Annotated in this window: 6 protein-coding genes; all 6 read right to left on the reverse strand. The window is 49.7% G+C overall.

Annotation, left to right across the window (positions count from 1 at the left end):
* A partial coding sequence (locus BM021_RS08170) for an integrin alpha (protein ID WP_177186340.1) occupies positions 1 to 1457 on the reverse strand: 1457 nt, incomplete at its 3' end.
* A 234-nt stretch (positions 1458 to 1691) separates the two neighbouring features.
* Positions 1692 to 3650: an integrin alpha gene (locus tag BM021_RS08175; protein ID WP_090720551.1), complete on the reverse strand. Its 1959-nt coding sequence runs from the start codon at positions 3648 to 3650 to the stop codon at positions 1692 to 1694.
* 239 nt (positions 3651 to 3889) lie between these two features.
* Complete coding sequence (locus BM021_RS08180; protein ID WP_090720552.1) at positions 3890 to 7792, reverse strand: beta strand repeat-containing protein; 3903 nt, start codon at positions 7790 to 7792, stop codon at positions 3890 to 3892.
* A gap of 245 nt (positions 7793 to 8037) precedes the next feature.
* Positions 8038 to 12000, reverse strand: coding sequence for a beta strand repeat-containing protein (locus tag BM021_RS08185; RefSeq protein WP_090720553.1), 3963 nt, complete (start codon positions 11998 to 12000; stop codon positions 8038 to 8040).
* A 244-nt stretch (positions 12001 to 12244) separates the two neighbouring features.
* On the reverse strand, positions 12245 to 16222 hold the full coding sequence (locus BM021_RS16610; protein WP_090720554.1) for a beta strand repeat-containing protein: 3978 nt from the start codon (positions 16220 to 16222) through the stop codon (positions 12245 to 12247).
* Positions 16223 to 16285: 63 nt separating this feature from the next.
* A complete protein-coding gene (locus BM021_RS08195; protein WP_090720555.1) occupies positions 16286 to 20260 on the reverse strand; it encodes a beta strand repeat-containing protein in 3975 nt (1324 codons plus the stop codon).
* Positions 20261 to 20302: the final 42 nt, after the last annotated feature.

The following is a 20302-nucleotide window of genomic DNA, read 5'->3' on the forward strand; positions in this document are numbered from 1 at the left end:
GTAAAGCTGCTTCTGCCAAACACCACGTAGCTGGAGCCAGCCCCAGCAACATCGTTCTGGTCAGCAAAGGGAGCACCGATAATCACATCATCAAAACCATCACTATTGATATCTCCAGCACTACTGACTGATCGGCCTGAAAAATCATCCACCCCCTCGCCATCCAGACGGAAACCACTATTGCTATCTAAATCGGATAAATCAACAGTGGCAGCAAAACCAGAAGCCTTGCCAAACACCACAAAACTGGAGCCAGAATAATCGCCGTTCGGGTCAGCTCCAATTGCGCCAATAATTACATCATCAAACCCATCGCCGTTGACATCTCCTGCATTGCTGACCGAAGAACCCAATCTGTCAAACTCTGACACCCCATCCAGGCGAAAGCCATTGTTACCATCGAGGCTGGATAAATCCATCGTGGCAGTAAAGCCGGAAGCCTTGCCAAATACTATATAACTGGATCCTGATTCATAACCATTCGGATCAGCTTCAGAGGCACCGACAATCACATCATCGAAACCATCCCCATTGACGTCTCCTGCATTGCTGACGTAACTCGCATAATCACGCTCCGCCTCTCCATCCAGGCGAAAACCATTGCTGCCATCGAGGCTAGACAGTTCCAGCGTAGCATTAAAACCAGAAGCCTTGCCGAATACCACATAACTGGCACCAGCTTTGTCACCGTACGGGCCAGACTCTGCCCCGATAATCACATCATCAAAACCGTCGCCGTTGACATCGCCTGCATTGCTCACTGAATTACCCGAGTAACTATAAGGCGCTTCCCCGTCCAGGCGAAAACCATTGCCGCCATCAAGATTGGATATGTCCAGCGTGGCGCCAAAACCGGAAGCCTTGCCAAACACCACAAAACTGGAGCCAGAATAATCGCCATTCGGGTCAGCACCGGAATCACCAATAATCAAATCATCAAAGCCATCGCCGTTGACATCGCCTGCATTGCTCACTGAATTGCCCGATGGCCCATCCAGGCGAAAACCATTGCTACCATTAAGACTGGATAAGTCCAGCGTAGCACTAAAACCTGAAGCTTTGCCAAATACCACATAACTAGGGTCAGCACCGGAAGCACCAATAATCAAATCGTCCAAACTATCACCATTAACATCTCCAGCACTGCTGACTGAAAAGCCCGTCAAATCATACTCTGCTGCACCATCCAGACGAAAACCATTGTTGCCATCGAGGCTAGACAGTTCCAGCGCAGCATTAAAACCGGAAGCTTTGCCGAACACAACATAGCTTGAGCCAGATCTGCTACCGTTCGGGTCAGCTGCATAGGCACCGACTATCACATCATCAAATCCATCGCCGTTGACGTCTCCTGCATTGCTGACTGATATGCCGGAATCATCACCAGCCGCTGCTCCATCCAAGCGAAAACCGTTACTGCCATCAAGACTGGATAAGTTAATCACTGTTGTAGCCATATCAAGAACTCCTTCAAAAAATTCATCAAAACTTATTTGAAAAGAACTATCTACTGCATTGTTTGGACGATAATGTGTAGATGCTACGCCGGAAAAATCCTGACAACCTGAGCGGTTTTGTAATGTTTTGTGATGGATAGGGATGAGGCCTCAATAACCCACATTCCAAACACAGTGAGGAATCTTTGGAATCAACAACACAGATTTCTCGGCTGCGCTCGAAATGAAAGTTTTTTAAACAAAATCCGTCGCTACATTTACGCCCACCAACAGCACTGCCGCATCATTAAAGAAGGTATGAAAGCCGTCATGAATACCGCCATCTCCCCAGCCATGGCTTAATCCGACAATACGATCGCCCTCATTGCCATTGACTCTCAAGGTATTAGTGGTATCCGACAGGTTGAGCACATCCGCTGCGGTTAACGTCAAAGTGTTGTCACCGGTGCCAAACAGGCGAATGGTTTCGATGCCGCTGATCTTGCCGCTCATATCGGTCAGATTAAGATTCAAGTTGCTACCGCCCAAGGCCAGGACATCATTGCCGATGCCGCCATCAACTAAACCGAAGCCAAGATCGGGTACCCGGATATAGTCATCACCTGCTTCCCCCAGAAACTCATCCGCCCCACCGCGGCCAATCATTCGATCATTCCCGTCCCCCGCCTCGAAGCGTTCCGCTTCTGATGTGCCCGTAAGAATGTCATCCCCGGGCGTACCTCGTATCACACCATCATCAGTAAAGCTGCTTCTGCCAAATACCACGTAACTGGAACCGGAATAATCCCCGTTAGAGCCGTAAGGCGCACCGACAAGCACATCATCAAAACCATCGCCGTTCACATCACCCGCGGCGCTAACGCTAAGAGATGAAAAAGGATCTACCGGTGCTCCATCCAGGCGAAAACCGCTATTGCTGTCAAGAGTGGATAAATCCCGCGTGGCAGCAAAACCGGTTGCCTTGCCAAACGCCACATAAATGGTGACTGAGTCGTACGGGGAATCACGTCCAGCAACGACAATCACATCATTAAAACCATCGTCATTAACGTCCCCTGCATTGCTAACCTTACTACCTCCATCCAAACGGAAACCGTTACTGCCATCGAGGCTGGATAAACTCATCGCAGCATCAAAACCCGAGGACTTGCCAAACACTACATAATTGGATCCATTCGGATCAGCTCCAGGAGCACCTACGATCAAGTCAGCAAATCCATCACCGTTGACATCCCCGGCATTGCTGACAAAACCGCCCGAACCATCACCTGCCGCTACGCCATCCAGACGGAAACCATTGCTGCCATCGAGGCTCGATAAACTCATCGCGGCAGCAAATCCGGCAGCCTTACCAAACACCACATAGCTGGAGCCTGAGTAATCTCCGTTCGGATCGGCACCGAAAGCACCGATAATCACATCAGCAAAACCGTCGCCATTGACATCTCCGGCACTACTGACCGTACTAGCAATATCATCCGCCGCTACGCCATCCAGACGAAAACCAGTATTGCCATCGAGACTGGATAAATTCATCGTAGCATCAAACCCCGAAGCTTTACCAAACACCACGTAACTGGAGCCAGAGTCCCTACCGTTCGGAGCAGCAGCGAAAGCACCGATAATCACATCGTCAAAACCATCGCCGTTGACATCTCCGGCATTGCTAACCAAAAAGCCCGAATTATCACCCGCCGCCACGCCATCCAAACGGAAACCAGTATTGCCATCGAGACTGGATAAATTCATCGTAGCATCAAACCCCGAAGCTTTACCAAACACCACGTAACTGGAGCCGGAAGAACTGCCGTTAGAGTCAGCAAAGGAAGCACCAATAATCAAATCATCAAAACCATCGCCATTGACGTCTCCTGCATTGCTGACCGAAAAGCCCGAAAAATCATCCTCTGTTTCTCCATCCAAACGAAAACCATTCCTGCCATTGAGACTGGATAAATCCATAGCAGCCTCAAAACCGGTAGCCTTGCCAAACACCACATAACTGGAACCGGCGAGGCTGGTGCCGTTCGGGGCAGCACGGGGAGCGCCGATAATCACATCATCAAAACCATCATTATTAACGTCGCCAGCACTGCTGACTGAAAAACCTGATCCGTCAAGTTCTGCCACACCATCCAAGCGAAAACCGTTACTGCCATCGAGGCTGGATAAATTAATTACTGTTGTAACCATGATCAAGAACTCCTTCAAAAATTCATCAAAAGACTTGCTTGAAAAGAAGTATCTACTGCATTGTTTTATGATAACGAGTAGATGCTACGCTGGAAAAATCCTACTGACAACCTGAGCGGTTTTGTGATGGGTAGGGATGAGGCCTCAATAATTTAACCTACATTTGTCATTCCGAACGCAGTGAGGAATCTTTGGAATCAACAATCCAGCTTTCTCGCTGCGCTCGAAATGACAAGTCTTTAAACGAAATCCGTCGTCACATTGACACCCACCAGCAGCACTGCCTCGTCATTAAAGAAAGTATGAAAGCCGTCATGAACACCACCATCGCCCCAGCCATGGCTTAATCCGACGATGCGATCACCGGCATTGCCATTGACTCTCAAGGTATTGCTGGTATCCGACAGGTTGAGTACATCTGCTGCCCTTAACGTCAAGGTATTGTCCCCAGTGCCAAACAGACGAATGGTTTCGATGCCGCTGATCTTACCAGCCATATCGGTCAGATTAAGATTCAAGCCGCTGCCGCCCAAGGCCATCGTATCGTTGCCAATGCCGCCATCCACAGACTCGAAGCCAAGGTCGGATACCCGGATATAGTCATCCCCCGCTTCGCCCAGAAACTCATCCGCACCGCCGCGGCCGATCATTCGATCGTTGCCATCACCCGCTTCAAAGCGTTCCGCTTCTGATGTGCCCGTAAGAATGTCATCCCCGGGAGTACCTCGTATTACACCATCATCAGTAAAGCTGCTTCTGCCAAATACCACGTAGCTTGATTCAGCAAAGGGAGCACCGATAATCACATCATTAAAACCATCGCTGTTGACATCCCCTGCATTACTAACTGATCTGCCAGAATGACCAAATGCCGCCACTCCATCCAGGCGCAAAATGTTTTTGCCATCAACATTGAATAAATTCACCACAGCATCAAAACCGGAAGCTTTACCAAACACTACATAGCTGGAGCCGAAGCGATGCGGGCCAGCTTGAGGTGCACCAAGAATCACATCATCAAAGCCATCACCATTCACATCTCCGGCAGTGCTGACCGCGTGGCCCGCTCCATCCAGACGAAAGCCGTTGCTGCCATCCAGGCTGGATAGCTCCAGCGCAGCAGTAAAACCGGATGCATGCCCAAACACCACGTAACTGGCGTCAGCACCGTCAGCACCAATAATCAAATCATCAAAACCGTCACCATTGATGTCGCCCGCATTGCTGACCGATGTACCCAAGGAATCACCTACTGCCACTCCATCCAGGCGGAAACCATTATGACCATCAAGGCTGGATAAATCCAATGTAGCATTAAATCCCGAAGCCTTACCAAACACCACGTAACTGGAGCCGGAGGAATAACCATTTGGGTCAGCATAAGGTGCACCAACAATCACATCATCAAAACCATCACCATTGACATCTCCGGCAGTGCTGACCGAAGAGCCCGAAAAATCATTCTCCTGCACGCCATCCAGACGAAAGCCGTCATTGCCGTTCAAACTGGATAGATCCACCGTCGCACCAAAACCGGAAGCATGCCCAAACACCACGTAGCTGGAACCGGACCGGGGATACGGGCCAGCACCAGATGCACCGACAATTACATCATCAAACCCATCGCCATTGACGTCCCCGGCAGTGCTGACCGAAGAGCCCGAAAAATCATACTCCTGCACGCCATCCAGGCGAAAACCATTGCTGCCATCGAGACTGGATAAATCCAGCGTAGCAGCAAAACCGGAAGCATGCCCAAACACCACGTAACTGGCGCCGGAATAATCGCCATTCAGGTCAGCACCGTTAGCACCTACAATCAAATCATCAAATCCATCCCCATTGACATCCCCGGCATTGCTGACCGAAATGCCGGAATAATCACCCGCCGACTCTCCATCCAGGCGAAACCCACTGCTGCCATCGAGACTGGATAAATCCATTGCAGCAGAGAAGCCGGATGCCTTGCCAAACACCACGTAACTGGCGCCGGACTGAATGACGTCCGTACTAGCATTCCAAGCACCAACAATGACATCAGCAAAACCGTCACCGTTGACGTCCCCGGCATTGCTGACTGACATGCCCGAATATCCAGCAAAACCAAGGCCATCCAAAGAGAAACCGTTATTGCCATCGAGATCAGCCAAATTGATCACATTTGCTGCTAGCGGTATGTCTGCGCTTACATCCCTATCTACCCGCAGCATCGCTCCGCTATGCATAAAAATGCGATAATCGCCATCGATACCACCATCCGTCCAGCCGTCAGTGAGTGCTACGACACGATCACCCGCCTTGCCATTCACGGTAAGAGTATGGGGAAAGTCAAATAAACTCAGCAAATCGGGCAGACTAAGCGTCAGTGTATTGTCTCCGCTACCGGTCAGATCAATCGTTTCGATGTTATCAATGGCATCGTGGAAGTCGGCCAGATCCAGGTTTAGGCCGCTTCCTGTCAATTCCAGCGTATCGGTGCCAGTTCCGCCATCGACTAATTGAAAGTCGAGATCCGCTACCGCGATGGTATCGTCACTGGCACCGCCAAGAAACACATCCGCCCCACCACGGCCATCCATGCTATCGTTGCCGTCACCCGCTTCGAAGCGATCCGCTCCCGGAGTACCTGTGAGGACATCATCCCCGGGAGTACCCCGTATTACATCATCATCAGTAAATTCATTGCGACCAAATACCACGTAGCTGGAGCCAGAGTCGTCGCCGTTCGGGTCGGCATCAGGAGCACCGACAATCACATCATCAAAACCATCGCCATTGACATCGCCGACGCTGCTGACTGATCTGCCCGAATAATCATACGCTGCTACGCCATCCAGACGGAGATCACTATTGCTGCCGAGGCTGGATAAATCAATCGCAGCGTCAAAACCAGAAGCCTTGCCAAATACCACGTAACTGGAGCCGGAATTGGTGCCATTCGGATCAGCGAAGAGCTCACCTACAATCAAATCATCAAACCCATCGCCATTGACATCTCCAGCGCTATTGACATTGAACTGACTGCCATAATAAGAATAATCCCCATTCAGGCTAAAACCGTTACTGCCGTCGAGGCTGGAAAGATCCAACGCGGCATTAAAACCAGAAGCCTTGCCAAATACCACATAACTCGAATCAAAAACCGCACCGTACCGACTCACTGATTGACTAATAATAAGCACATCATCAAACCCATCGCCATTGATGTCGCCGGCGCTATTGACATTTATGCCCGAACGCTCTCTTCCCGACCCATCGAGACGAAAACCATTATTACCGTCGAGGCTGGATAGATTCAGTGTAGCGTCAAAACCAGAAGCCTTGCCAAATACCACGTAACTGGCACCGCCGGGGTAAGTGTAATAACCGCCGCTCTGATTGGCGTTAGGAGCACCGATAATCACATCGTCAAACCCATCACCGTTGACATCCCCGGCGCTACTGACCGCTCTGCCCGAAAGATCATTTGCCGCTCCGTCCAAACGAAAACCATTGCTGCCATCGAGACTGGATACATCCAGCGTGGCAGCAAAACTCGCCTTGCCAAACACTACATGACTGGAGCCAGAGTTGGTGCCATTCGTATCAGCTCCACTTTCACCTACAATCAAATCATCAAAGCCGTCGCCATTGACGTCGCCTGCATTGCTGATTGATATGAAGCCAGTATAAGCTGCTAATCCATCCAAACGGAAACTGTTAGTGCTATCGAAACTGGATACATCTAGCGTTGCGCCAAAACCGGAAGCCTTGCCAAACACCACGTAATGAGCGCGGCTATCAGGCCCATAGTGATTGACAATCAGATCATCAAAACCATCGCCATTAACGTCTCCCGCGCTACTGCTAGTTATAACTCTATCATCGGTCGCTTCTCCCTTCAGTCGAAAGCCATTGCTGCCATCGAGACTGGATAGATCCATCGCAGCATCAAAACCCGAAGCCTTGCCAAATATTATGTATTCGGCGTCGAAGTCTTCATATGGAAACCCAGCACCAATAATTACATCATCAAAACCATCGCCGTTGATGTCCCCGGCGCTTCTGACTGAGCTACCCGAATGAGCCTCTGCCGCTTCTCCGTCCAAGCGAAAACCATTATTGCCATTGAGACTGGATAAATTAATCACTGGTATTGCCATGATAAGAACTCCTTTAAAAAACTCATCAAAAAACTTACTTGAAAAGAAGTATCTACTGCATTGTTTATATAACAATGTTTAGATGCTACGCTGGAAAAACCCTACTGACAACCTGAGCGGTTTTGTGATGTTTTGTGATGGATAGGGATGAGGCCTCAATAACCCACATTTCATTCCGAACGCAGTGAGGAATCTTTGGAATCAACAACACAGATTTCTCGGCTGCGCTCGAAATGACAGTTCTTTTAAACAAAATCCGTCGCCACATTCACGCCCACCAGCAGCACTGCCGCATCATTAAAGAAGGTATGAAAATCACCATGAACACCGCCATCGCCCCAGCCATGGCTTAATCCGACGATGCGATCACCTGCATTGCCATTGACTCTCAAGGTATTAGTGGTATCCGACAGGTTCAGCACATCCGCCGCGGTTAACGTCAATGTATTGTCACCGGTGCCAAACAGGCGAATGGTTTCGATGCCGGTGATCTTGCCGGCCATATCGGTCAGATTAAGATTCAGGCCGTTGCCCAAGGCCAGCGTATCGTTGCCGCTGCCGCCATCCATAGACTCGAAGTCAAGATCGGATACCCGGATATAGTCATCCCCCGCTTCACCCAGAAACTCATCCGCACCGCCACGGCCGATCATTCGATCATTGCCGTCCCCCGCCTCGAAGCGCTCCGCTCCCGGAGTGCCCGTGAGGACATCATCCCCAGGTGTACCCCGAATGACACCATCATCAGTAAAGCTGCTTCTGCCAAATACCACGTAACTGGAACCGGATCTCTCGCCGTTCGGGTCAGCGCCAGAAGCACCAACAATCAAATCATCAAAGCCATCGCCATTCACATCCCCGGCACTATTGACTGAGGCGCCCGATTGATCACCACTCACCACACCATCCAAGCGAAAACCGTTAGTACCATCCAGCGCAGACAAATTCAGCGTGGCATCAAATCCAGTAGGCTTACCAAGCATCACGTAACTAGAACCGGCGTGCGAATAACCGTTCGGATCAGCGCCGTAAGCACCGATAAGCAAATCAGCAAAACCGTCGCCGTTAACATCGCCTGCATTGCTAACTGAAAATCCTGAAAAATCATAGCCTTCTGCCCCATCCAGGCGAAAGCCGTTAGTTCCATTCAGGCTGGATAAATTCAATATGGCATCAAAACCAGAAGCCTTACCAAACACCACGTAGCTGGAACCTGAGCTATTGCCATTCGAGTTAGCTCCAGGGGCACTAATAATCACATCGTCAAACCCATCGCCATTAACGTCTCCTGCGCTGCTGATCGATTTGCCCAGAAAATCAGTTTCATTTGCTCCATCCAGACGGAAACCGTTATTGCCATCAAGGCTGGACAAATCCAGAGTGACACTGAAACCTGAGGCTTTACCAAACACTACATAACTGGATCCTGCATTGTAGGTGCCGTTCGGATCAGCGACGAAAGCACCGACAATCACATCGTCAAAACCGTCGCCGTTAATGTCCCCGGCACTACTGACTGATCTGTCGGAACCATCATACGCCGACTCACCATCCAGGCGAAAACCGCTACTGCCATCCAGACTGGATAAATTCATCGCAGCATTAAAACCGGAAGCCTTGCCAAACACTACGTAACTGGATCCTGCATTGTAGGTGCCGTTCGGATCAGCGCCGAAAGCACCGACAATCACATCGTCAAAACCGTCGCCGTTGACGTCCCCGGCACTACTGACTGATCTGCCGGAACCATCATACGCCGACTCACCATCCAGGCGGAAACCATTACTGCCATCCAGACTGGATAAATTCATCGCAGCATTAAAACCGGAAGCCTTGCCAAACACTACGTAACTGGATCCTGCATTGTAGGTGCCGTTTGGATCAGCGCCGAAAGCACCGACAATCACATCGTCAAAACCGTCGCCGTTGACATCTCCCGCATTGCTGACCGAGTAACCCGATCTATCATTTCTTTCCACTCCATCCAGTCGGAAACCATTGCCACCGCCAAGTTCGGATAAATTCAGCGTGGCATCAAACCTCGAGGCTTTACCAAACACCACGTAACTGGAACCTGAGCCATTCGAACCAGCATAAGCAGCATTAATAATCACATCGTCAAAACCGTCGCCGTTAACATCTCCCGCAGTACTGACCGAGTAACCCGATCTATCATTTCTTTCCACTCCATCCAGACGGAAACCGTCACTGCCATTGAGATCAGCCAGATTAATTACGCCAAGAACCGGTCGATCTGTGCTCACAGATGTATCCACCCGCAACACCGTCCCGGGATTGGTATAAATATGATAATTACCCTTAATGCCGCCATCCGTCCAGCCGTCCATAAGTCCAACAACACGATCTCCCGGATTACCATTTACTGTAAAAGTATCGGTGGTGTCTGAAAGACTAAGCAAGTCTGGCAACGTTAGCGTCAATATATTATTACCGCTACCGGTCAGATCAATCGTTTCAATGCCATTGATTGTGTCATGGAAGTTGGCCAGATTCAGATTAATACCACCACCCACCAATTCCAAGGTATCGTTACCCGTACCGCCATTGATCAGCTGGAAGTCAAGATCCGGTACCATGATAGTATCGTCACCGGTATCACCATAAAAAACATCCGCCCCACCAAGGCCATTCATGCGATCGTTACCGCCACTCGCCTCGAAGCGCTCTGCCACTGTGGTGCCAGTGAGAACATCATCCCCGGGCGTACCGAAATATATCGCCGCATCGAGAAAGTTACCGCCAAATACCACATAGCTGGAACCGGATTGGTCGCCATTCGTATCAGCGCCAGGCGCACCGATAATCAAATCAGCAAACCCATCGCTGTTGACGTCACCTGCACTGCTGACCGAACTGCCCGATTTGTCACGTGCCGCCACTCCCTCTATGCGAAAACCACTGCTGCCGTCGAGACTAAACACATCCAGGCGGGGGCTAAAACCACCAGCCTTGCCAAACACCACATAACTGGAACCGGACTCAGGGCCGTTCGGTGCAGCGCTAGGTGCACTAATGATCAAATCATCAAAACCATCGCCATTAACGTCACCTGCACTGCTGACCACTCCACTCGCAAGATCACGTATAAACCTTGCCCCTTCTATGCGAAAACCATTGTTGCCGTCGAGGCTGGATAAGTTCATCTCAGCACCAAAACCAGATGCCTTGCCAAATACTACATAATTAAAGTTATGTTCTCCTGAAGCACCGACAACCACATCATCAAACCCATCGCCGTTGATATCCCCTGCACCGCTGACTGAAGCCCCAGAATTATCATACGCCCCAACCCCATCCATGCGGAAGCCATTGCTACCATTCAAATTGGATAAATCTACCGCAGCACTAAAACCGGAAGCCTTGCCAAATACCACGTAACTGGCACCGGAATAATAGGAACTACTATAAGGATCGCCAACAATCACATCATCAAACCCATCGCCGTTGACATCACCTGCGCTACTGACTGAATAGACCACCCTTCCTGCCAGGTGAAAACCATTTTCGCCATTAAGGCTGGATAAATCCAGCGTGGCACTAAAACCGGAAGCCTTGCCAAATACTACGTAACTGGATCCAGAGAAATCACCATCCGGGTCAGCGTCATCACCACCGACAATCACATCATCAAAACCGTCGCCATTGACATCCCCCGCATTGCTGACCCACTTACCCGACGCGCCACCCCTTACCATGCCATCCAGGCGAAAACCATTGCTGCCATCAAGACTGGATAAATCCAACGTGGCATCAAATCCGGAAGCCTTGCCAAATACTACGTAACTGGACCCTGCACCGATAATGCCATTTGGATCAGCATCCGGGGCACCAATAATTACATCATCAAAACCATCGCCATTGACATCCCCCGCATTGCTGACTGAATAAGCCGGCAAAACAGATTTCGTTGCTCCATCCAGGCGAAAACCATTATTGCCATCGAAGTTGGATAGATCTATCGTGTTGTCAAAACTTGAATCTTTGCCAAACACCACATAGCTGGATCCGGAATTTTCGCCATTCGGATCAGCAAAGCGAGCACCCACAATCACATCATCAAAACCATCACCATTGACATCTCCGGCATTACTAACCGATCCGCCCGAAAAATCATCCTCCGCCGCTCCATCCAGACGAAAGCCATTGCTGCCATTGAGAATAGATAAGTTAATTATCGGTATTGCCATGACCAAGAACTCCTTCAAAAAATTCATCAAAAAAACTTACTTGAAAGAAAACCTTATTGCGATTTACAAATAATGAAGTAAATACTAGCTCGGAAAAATCCTACTGCCAACCTGAGCGGTTTTGTGATGTTTTGTGATGGGTAGGGATGAGGCTTCAATAACTTACTTTGTCATTCCGAACGCAGTGAGGAAGCTTTGGAATCAACAATGCAGATTTCTCGCTGCGCTCGAAGTGGCAGTTTCTTTAAACAAAATCCGTCGCCACATTCACACCCACCAGCAGCACTGCCGCATCATTAAAGAAGGTATGAAAGCCGTCATGAACACCACCATCTCCCCAGCCATGGCTTAATCCAACGATGCGATCACCGGCATTACCATTCACTTTCAGGGTATTAGTAGTATCCGACAGATTGAGCACATCTGCTGCGGTTAACGTCAAGGTATGGTCACCGGTGCCAAATAGATTAATGGTTTCGATGCCGCTGATCTTGCCGGCCATATCGGTCAGATTAAGATTCAAGCCATTGCCACCCAGGGCCAGTGAATCGTTACCGATGCCGCCGTCCACAGACTCAAAGCTCAGGTCAGATACCCGGATATAATCATCACCTGCTTCACCCAGAAACACATCCGACCCGCCGCGGCCGATCATTCGATCATTGCCGTCCCCCGCCTCGAAGCGTTCCGCTGCCGGAGTGCCAGTGAGGATATCATCCCCGGGCGTACCCCGTATTACGCCATCATCGATGAAGCTGCTTCTGCCAAATACTATGTAGCTGGAGCCTGAGCTTTCGCCGTTCGGATCGGATCCAGGGGCTCCAATAATCACATCATCAAAGCCATCGCCATTGACATCTCCAGCACCGCTGACCGAAAAGCTGAAAGAGTTTGATTCATCCACTTCTCCGAATAAGCGCAAAACATTTTTGTCTTCCAGACTAGTCAGGTCAATTTGAGCATCAAAGCCGGAAGCTTTACCGAAAACCACATAACTGGTTCCAGAAAACGTGTCTAATGTGCCAGATGCAGAGCTGTCGACAATCAGATCATCGAAGCCATCACCGTTGATATCACCGGCGCTACTGCTGGCAGCATAACTCGAGTAGCCCAAATTGACATTTCCATTCAAGCGAAAACCATTCCTGCCATCAAGTTCTGATAAATTAATGCGAGCATCAAAACCGGAAGCTTTACCGAAGATGACATAATGGGTATCTATAAGTTGACCATCTTGATTAACCCCATTCGCTCCAATCACTACATCATCAAACCCATCTCCATTGATATCACCAGCACTGCTGACCGAATAGGCCCGAGTGTCAGCCGAATTTTCTCCATCCACACGAAAACCGTTACTGCCGTCCAGATTGGACAAGTCCAGTTGCGCATCGAATCCTGATGCCTTGCCGAAGACGACATAATTGGAACCGGGAAAATCAGGATTAAGATTAACATTTGATGAACCGATGATTAGATCGTCAAAACCATCGCCATTGACATCTCCAGCGCTATTGACCACAAAAGCCGCACCGTCATTCAAACTATCTCCTTCTATTTGAAAACCGGTACTGCCATCCAGACTGGACAGCGACAAAGTGGCATTGAACCCGGAAGCCTTACCAAAAATGACAAAATTCGAACCAACACCAAACACACTATTAGTTTTATCTGCACGGGCAATCACATCGTCAAAACCATCGCCATTAATATCACCAGCGTTGTCGACTGGCATACCTAATCCATCGAGCCCTACTAGATCAAACTCACTTCCTCCATCCAGACGAAAGCCATTGCTGCCATCCATACTGGACAAATCAATATGCGCATCGAAACCGGAAGCTTTGCCGAAAACGACGTATTGTTCACCGCTGAAATCGGGTCTCAAGACTCCGACAATCACATCATCAAAGCCATCACCATTGACATCTCCAGCTTCACTCACTGAGAATCCTGCTGAATCCTTTGTTGTTGCTCTATCCAGCCGGAAACCATTGCTGCCATCCAGACTGGACAGGTCAACCTGTGCATCGAATCCGGTTGCTTTACCGAACACCACATAACTGGAACTCAATTTGAATTCATTATTGGGAAATACGGATGAATAAAAATCTGTTCCGATAATCACATCATCATAGCCATCGCCGTTGACATCCCCGGCGCTGCTGACCGATGCGCCCGATCCATCAAACTCATTTTCCCCGTCCAGACGAAAACCATTGCTGCCATTGAGACTGGATAAGTCAAAAACAGGTTTGGCCTTCACTGCAAAATCAATCGGAACATCATTTTCTACCTGTAATTTCGTACCGTTGTGAATATAAGTGTGATAAAGCGTATCGCTGCCGAAATCATACCAGCCGGGGTCGAGCACGGTGACATGAGCACTGGAATCGCCCTGGACTTTGATAGTATTGCTGCTCTTAGATAAATCACGAAGCTTATCTGCAGTTAATACAAGTTTATTATCCCTCTTCTCTCCCAAGTCAATGGTTTCTATGCCTTTTATGCTGCTTGATTGAGTCAGATCGAGATTCAGTCCATTACCCAGAAGTTGCAGGCTATCATGACCTGTTCCACCCTCGAGTAACGCAAAATTGAGATCAGGCACACCGATGATGTCATTCCCCGCTCCCGCAACGAATTGATCGGCTCCACCACCACCTAGCAGTATGTCGTCGCCGTCCCCAGCATCGAAATGCTCTGCGATTAATGTGCCTTGCAAGTGATCGTCCAGCGAAGTGCCAAAAATTCCTGGCAAGCCTCCACTAACCACATCTACACCACCAAAGATGACGTAACTGGAGCCAGCATATCTTTCGCCATTCGGGCTGGCACGCTGAGCGCCGACCAGCAGATCATCAAACCCATCACCATTGACATCCCCAGCGCCGCTGACTGATGCACCTGAATAATCACCATTATTTTCTCCATCCAACTGGAAACCGCTTTTACTATCCAGATTGGATAAATCGATACGCGCATCGAATCCCGAAGCCTTGCCAAAAACGACATAGCTGAATCCTTCATTTCTGCCACTTGAGCCAGCACGAGGAGCACCGACAATCAAATCGCCAAAACCATCGCCGTTGACATCACCGGCGCTGCTGACCGAAGAACCCGAATTATCATTTGCTGCTCCCCCCTCCAGAACAAAGCCGTTATGGCCATCGAGAGTGGACAGATCCAGTGTGGCCGCAAAACCCGACGCCTTGCCGAACACCACATAACTGGCCCCGGCGGAAGAGTCATTTGAGTTATCTTGAGGACCACCAATGATCACATCATCGAATCCATCGCCATTCACATCCCCGGCACTGCTGACTGATCGACCCGATTCGCTATACACTCTCCCATCCAGACGAAAACCATTGCTGCCATCGAGACTGGATACATCCAGTGTGGCACTAAAACCTGCAGCCTTGCCAAACACCACATAACTGGAGCCATCTGCACCAGGATAATGGTACCTACCAACGGGAGCACCCACAATCACATCGTCAAAACCGTCGCCATTGACGTCCCCGGCATTGCTGACTGAATAACCAAAAAAATCACGTTCTGCGCTATCCAGGCGAAAGCCGTTATTGCCATCGAGGCTGGACAAATCCAGCGTGGCATCAAAGCCGGAGGCCTGACCAAATACCACATAACTGGTCTCATCTAGAGTGCCGACCAGCAAATCAGCAAACCCGTCACCGTTGACATCCCCCGCACTACTGACCGACCGACCCGACGAATCATTCGCCGCTACTCTATCCAGACGAAAACCATTGCCGCCATCAAGGCTGGATAAATTCAGCGTGGCATCAAAATCGGAAGCCTTACCAAACACCACGTAACTAGAGTTGCCATTGTGGCGAGGAGCACCGACAATCACATCATCGAAGCCGTCACCGTTAACATCCCCCGCATTGCTAACTGAGAATCCACTCCCCTCATTAGATTGCTCAACCCCATCCAAACGAAAGCCATTGCTGCCGTCGAGGCTGGATAGATTCAGTACAGGATCAAAACCAGAAGCTCGCCCAAACACCACATAACTGGAGCCGTCGAGACCGCTGGCATAAGGAGCACCGATAAGTAAGTCAGCAAAACCATCGCCGTTGACATCCCCTGCATTACTGACTGATGTGCCCGAAAGATCACCACTCGCCACGCCATCAAGACGAAAACCATTACTACCATCCAGATTGGATAAATTAAAAACTGGAGTACTCATGATTAACTCTCCTCTAAAATCATCTTTGAATTTCTGCTGTATTCACCGTGAAGTACACTTTTGCTACACAAAATCCGTCGCCACATTCACGCCCACCAGCAGCACTGCCGCATCATTAAAGAAGGTATGAAAATCACCATGAACACCACCATCTCCCCAGCCATAGCTTAATCCAACGATGCGATCGTCGGCATTGCCATTGACTTTTAAGGTATTCGTAGTATCCGACAGGTTGAGCACATCCGCTGCGGTTAACGTCAGAGTATTGTCACCGGTGCCAAATAGATTAATGGTTTCAATGCCGCTGATCTTACCGCTCATATCGGTCAGATTCAGATTCAGGTCGCTGCCGCCCAAGGCCAGCGTATCGTTGCCGATGCCGCCATCCACAGACTCAAAGCCAAGGTCCGATACACGGATATAGTCATCCCCCGCTTCGCCCAGAAACACATCCGCCCCGCCATGGCCAATCATCAAATCATCACCCGCGCCCGCTTCAAAGATTTCTGCTATTGATGTGCCATGGAGATTGTCTGCCTCAGGTGTGCCAGACAAAATCACCTTACCGATATTGCGACTGCCAAATACTACGTAGCTGGAACCGGAGCTGTCGCCGTTCGGGTCAGCTCCAGTAGCACCCACAATTAAATCATCAAAACCATCTCCATTGACATCTCCGGCACTGCTGACCGATTGGCCCGAATAATCAATCGCTGCTACTCCATCTAAGCGGAAACCGGTATCACTGTTGAGACTGAATAAATCCAGCGTGGCGCTAAAACCGGAAGCCTTGCCGAACACCACGTAACTAGAGCCAGAGTTATAGCCATTCGGATCAGCACCGCTGGCACCTACAATCAAATCATCAAAACCATCACCATTGACGTCCCCTGCATTGCTAACTGATCTTCCCGAAGAATCAAACTCCGCAACTCCATCCAGGCGGAATCCATTGCTGCCATCGAGATTGGAAAGGTCCAGTGTGGCATCAAAACCGGAAGCCTTGCCAAACACCACGTAACTGGCGCCGGAATAATCGCCATTCAGGTCAGCACCGTCAGCACCTACAATTAAATCATCAAAACCATCGCCATTTACGTCTCCGGCATTGCTGACCGAAGTGGAAAAAAAATTATCATTAGCTGGTACATCCAAGCGAAAACCATTGCTGCCATCGAGGCTGGACAGATCCAGTGTGGCATCAAAACCGGAAGCCTTACCAAATACCACATAATTGAAAACGGGGTTAGTGAAGTTCGGAACAGATGTAGAACCGACACCAACAATCACATCATCAAAGCCATCGCCGTTGACGTCTCCCGCACTGCTGACAGGCCCGGTTGATTGATCTGTAACTATGCCATCCAGGCGGAAACCATTATTACCATCCAGATTGGATAAATTCTGCGTAGCAGCAAAACCGGTAGCCTTGCCAAATACTACGTAGCTTGAACCTGTGACGTAGACATTCCCGTCAATGTCAGTATAAGTAGAAGCACTGACAATCACATCATCAAAACCGTCACCGTTGACATCCCCTGCATTGCTGACTGAATCGCCCGAAAAATCTCCCCCTCTTTCCCCATCCAAGCGAAAACCATTGCTACCATCAAGGCTGGATAAATTCAGCGTGGCACTAAAACCGGAGTCCTTACCAAACACGACATAGCTGGCGCCGGAAGAACCGCCGTTCGGATCAGCACCACGAGCACCGATAATCACATCGTCAAAACCATCGCCGTTTACGTCTCCGGCATTACTGACTGAATCGCCCGAAGAATCTCTCCGTGCCGCTCCATCCAAACGAAAACCATTGCTGCCGTCGAGGGTGGATAAATCCAGCGTGGCACTAAAACCGGAAGCTTTACCAAACACCACGTAACTGGAGCCGGATCTATCTTCATTTGGATCAGCTCCAAAAGCTCCAATAATCAAATCATCAAAACCGTCTCCATTAACATCTCCGGCATTGCTGACCGATCCACCCGAAAAATCTTCCGCCGCCACCCCATCCAGGCGAAAACCATTGCTGCCATTGAGACTGGCCAGATTGATGCCTCCGAAATCCGTCATCACACCCATTGCAACCCGCAACATTGCCTCGCCTTGAGTATAAATCTGAAAGTTGTCACTGATGCCCCTATACGTCCAACCACTACTCAGCCCAATAATGCGGTCCCCTGCATTACCATTCACTTCCAGGGTATTGGTAGTGTCCGATAGCTGAAGTAAATCCACTGCGGTCAAAGTCAAGGTGTTGTTGCCGATACCTTGTAAATCAATAGCTTCGATGCCGCTGATCTTGTCACTGGCTCTAGTAAGATCCAGATTCAGGCCGCTTCCGTCCAAACTCAGGATATCTTTGCCACTGCCCCCATCCACCAGTACAAAGTCAAGGTCGGATACCCGAATTTCGTCATCGCCAGCATCTGCATGAAACTCATCCGATCCGCCGCCGCCGATCATTAAATCATTGCCATCGCCCGCATTAAAGATCTCCATTGCTGATGTGCCCGTGAGGATATCATCCCCAGGTGTGCCCGAATAAGTCACCGTGCCGGTAAATTGGCTACTACCAAATATTATGTAGCTGCCGACAGATGTATATGGATATGCAGCAGTAGTAGCGCCTGGTGCAGCGACCATCAAATCATCAAATCCATCGCCGTTGACATCCCCTGCACTGCTGATCGACCTGCCCGCATAATCAAATGCAGCCACGCCATCCAATCGAACACCACTATTGCTGTCGAGACGGGATAAATTCATTGTGGCATCAAACCCGGAGGCCTTGCCAAACACCACGTAACTGGAGCCGGAAGAATCGCCGTTCGGATCGGCATCAGGAGCGCCGACAATCACATCATCAAAACCGTCACCATTCACATCTCCGGCAGTGCTGACCGAAAAACCCGATTGATCATATGCAGCCACCCCATCCAGGCGAAAACCATTGCTACCGTCCAGGCTGGACAGGTTCAGCGTGGCACTAAAACCGGAAGCCTTGCCAAACATCACGTAACTGGAGCCAGCAGCTAAGTTGCCATTCGGGTCAGCAGAGCGAGCACCGACAATCAAATCGTCAAAACCATCGCCATTCACATCCCCAGCATTACTAACCGACCAACCATAGTTCGCCTCTCCATCCAGACGAAAGCCATTGCTGCCATCTAAGCTGAACAGATCCAGCGTGGCATCAAAACCCGAGGCTTTGCCAAAAATTACAGAGCTGACCGCGTTCAGGGAACCTTGTTGAGCAACAATTACATCATCAAATCCGTCCCCATTGACATCTCCCGCATTGCTGACTAATTGACTGGAATCATCATCAAGCACCCTCCCATCCAGACGAAAGCCATTGCTGCCATCCAGGCTGGATAGATTCAAAGCGGCACTAAAACCCGAGGCCTTGCCAAATACCACATAACTGAAACCGGAGTATGCGGGGCTAGGTGCGGCCACAATCAAATCATCAAAGCCATCACCGTTCACATCTCCGGCAGTACTGACTGAATAGCCCGCGTTATCAAAAGTCGCCGCTCCATCCAGACGGAAACCGTTGCTGCCATCCAGGCTGGACAGATTCAGTGCAGCATCAAAATCCGAAGCGCGCCCAAACACCACATAACTGGAGCCAGAATCAAAGCCGTTCGGGTCAGCATTGGGAGCGCCGATAATCACATCATCAAAACCGTCGCCGTTGACATCCCCAGCATTGCTGACCGAAGCGCCAAAATAATCACCTGGCTCCCCCGTATCCAGCCGAAAACCGTCGTTACCATTGAGATTGGATAGATTAACTACAGGATTGAAGCCTGAGGATTTGCCAAACACCACGTAGCTGTACCCCGAGTAAGGGCTGGCGTAAGCAATCCTATGCGCCTGGGCGCCGATAATCACGTCATCAAAACCGTCACCATTGACATCTCCCGCATTACTGACCGAATCACCTAACCCGATATAAAATGGCACTTCTCCATCTACACGGAAACCATTTTTACCATTGAGACTGGCTAAATTCATATTAATAATTGCCATAATCAGGAACTCCTTCAAAAATATTTATCAATAAACTTACTT

Source organism: Nitrosomonas sp. Nm166 (assembly GCF_900112825.1).
Lineage (GTDB): Bacteria > Pseudomonadota > Gammaproteobacteria > Burkholderiales > Nitrosomonadaceae > Nitrosomonas.

What these genes read in the sequence shown, in the direction of transcription:
- BM021_RS08175 (WP_090720551.1), bottom strand. Translation starts at nt 3,650, where the DNA reads ATGGTTACAACAGTAATTAATTTATCCAGCCTCGATGGCAGTAACGGT.
- BM021_RS08180 (WP_090720552.1), bottom strand. Translation starts at nt 7,792, where the DNA reads ATGGCAATACCAGTGATTAATTTATCCAGTCTCAATGGCAATAATGGT.
- BM021_RS08185 (WP_090720553.1), bottom strand. Translation starts at nt 12,000, where the DNA reads ATGGCAATACCGATAATTAACTTATCTATTCTCAATGGCAGCAATGGC.
- BM021_RS16610 (WP_090720554.1), bottom strand. Translation starts at nt 16,222, where the DNA reads ATGAGTACTCCAGTTTTTAATTTATCCAATCTGGATGGTAGTAATGGT.
- BM021_RS08195 (WP_090720555.1), bottom strand. Translation starts at nt 20,260, where the DNA reads ATGGCAATTATTAATATGAATTTAGCCAGTCTCAATGGTAAAAATGGT.